Origin of the sequence: Pseudoselenomonas ruminis, from assembly GCF_008271295.1 — a bacterium.
Classification (GTDB): Bacteria; Bacillota; Negativicutes; order Selenomonadales; family Selenomonadaceae; genus Selenomonas_A; species Selenomonas_A ruminis.
In genome coordinates, this window is sequence record NZ_VTOY01000032.1 from 1 (window position 1) to 1906 (window position 1906).

At 52.8% G+C, this 1906-nt stretch carries 1 protein-coding gene; it reads left to right on the forward strand.

What is annotated here, in order from left to right; translation table 11 throughout:
- Positions 1–149: 149 nt before the first annotated feature.
- On the forward strand, positions 150–1871 hold the full coding sequence (locus FZ040_RS13780) for a methyl-accepting chemotaxis protein (RefSeq protein ID WP_149172535.1): 1722 nt from the start codon (positions 150–152) through the stop codon (positions 1869–1871).
- The last annotated feature ends 35 nt before the right edge of the window (positions 1872–1906 follow it).

Genomic DNA, 1906 nt, shown 5'->3' on the forward strand with positions numbered 1-1906 from the left:
AGACGTAAAGTCTGGGCTTTTTTCTATCATATAGCAGGAAAATGGTGAAATTTGTTGAATTATAAAAATAATCCCAAGATGTGAGAGAAAAAATAAAGGTTGTATACTACGGGAAGCAAATGACCTTTTAGGAAAAGGAGTGTTTAAACATGGGATGGATGAATAACTTAAAGGTGGCTTACAAGATGCTGATCTTAGCGGTAGTTGCCGTCATCGGCATGAGCTTTATCGGCTGGAATGGCTACTCGGCTGTCACCAAGGCACAGCGGGATCTGGACGTGATGCATGAAGGAACGCTCAAAGGTATCGATGCGGTCGGCAAGGCCGGCTATGGTACCCGTTATGCCCAAGGCATGGCGGTTATTGCAACGACGGTCAAAAACAATCCGCAGCGGCTGCAGGACCTCAAGGGCAAGTATGAGGCCGGCGTCAAAACGGTAGATGACAGTATTGCTGCCTATGATGCAATCCCGCATAAAATTGCTGGCGAAGACCCGATCATGGACAAGGTCAAGAAGGATTGGGCCGCTTTGAAGACGAACCTTGGCGAAGCGGTGGCTTTAAGCATGGAGGGCAAGAACGAAGAAGCGCTGGCTCATTACGAGAAAACTGGTTCGCCGCTGGCAGCAGCATTAGGAAAGGAACTGAATGAACTGTCAGAGCTCAACAGCAAGCATGCCGAGGAGCTCAATACGCAGAATGATATTGACTCGGCTGCGGCTGCCCGCAATACGGTCATCCAGCTGCTGGTCACGCTGATTATCCTGATTGCCTGCGCACTTTGGATCACGAAGGAAATCACGAATCCGCTCGAGAAGATGATGATGTCCCTGAACCGTCTCGAGGGGGGCGATTTCAGCGATCATGCGCGCACGATCATGCGTGGCGACGAGTTCGGCCATATGGCGGATAAAGTGGCTTCGGTGCGCATGAATCTCAACAAACTCATGCGGAATGTCAGCACGACGGCCGAGCAGCTCGCTGCATCTTCCGAAGAGCTTACGGCAAGCTCCCATCAGTCGGCTCAGGCTTCGGAACAGGTCGCACAATCGGTTACCAATGCCGCTGGCACGGTAGCAGAGCAGCAGCAGGATGTTGGCGATACTATTGCGGCCATTGACAATACGGCTGAGGCAATCAATCGTTTGAATCAGACAGCCCAGCGGGTTTCGGATCATGCAACAGTTACGAACGATGCTGCAACCAGTGGCAATGAGTCCGTCAAAGTAGCTGTAGAACAGATTGAAAGCGTAGCTCGTATCGTAAATTCTTCGGCGGCTACGGTTGATAAACTCGGACAGAGCTCGCAGGAAATCGGCCAGATCGTCGAGGCAATTTCGGCGATTGCTGAGCAGACGAACCTGCTGGCACTCAATGCGGCTATCGAGGCAGCCCGCGCCGGTGAACATGGCCGCGGCTTCGCCGTCGTTGCCGATGAGGTAAGAAAGCTCGCTGAGGAGTCGCAGGAAGCTGCACAGCGCATCACGAGCCTTATCAATGGCATTCAGGGCGATACAGCTGAGGCAGTTCGTTCGATGCAGGAGGGCAGCCAGGCCGTTAAGGAAGGCACCCAGTCCGTCGAGGAACTCCGTGAAAACTTTGCACGTATCCGTGAGGCTGCACTCAGCATGGCGGAACAGGCCAAAGTCATGTCGAACGAGATTCAGGCTGTTTCGGCTGAGACGGTAGTTGTCAAAGAGAAATCCGACGGCATTTCGCGTAAGGGCGGTATGGTCGCTTCCGAGATGGAGAGCGTATCGGCAGCTTCGGAAGAGCAGTCGGCATCGGCTACGGAAATCGCAGATGCCAGCACGTCCCTGGCTAATCTGGCGCAAGGCTTGCAGAACTCGCTGCAGCAGTTTAAATTTTAACTGAACAGAAAAAACGTAATCCCCCGATGAGGCAG

Bases quoted from the DNA above. Each gene is read 5' to 3' on its own strand.
- FZ040_RS13780 (WP_149172535.1), top strand. From the start codon at position 150: ATGGGATGGATGAATAACTTAAAGGTGGCTTACAAGATGCTGATCTTA.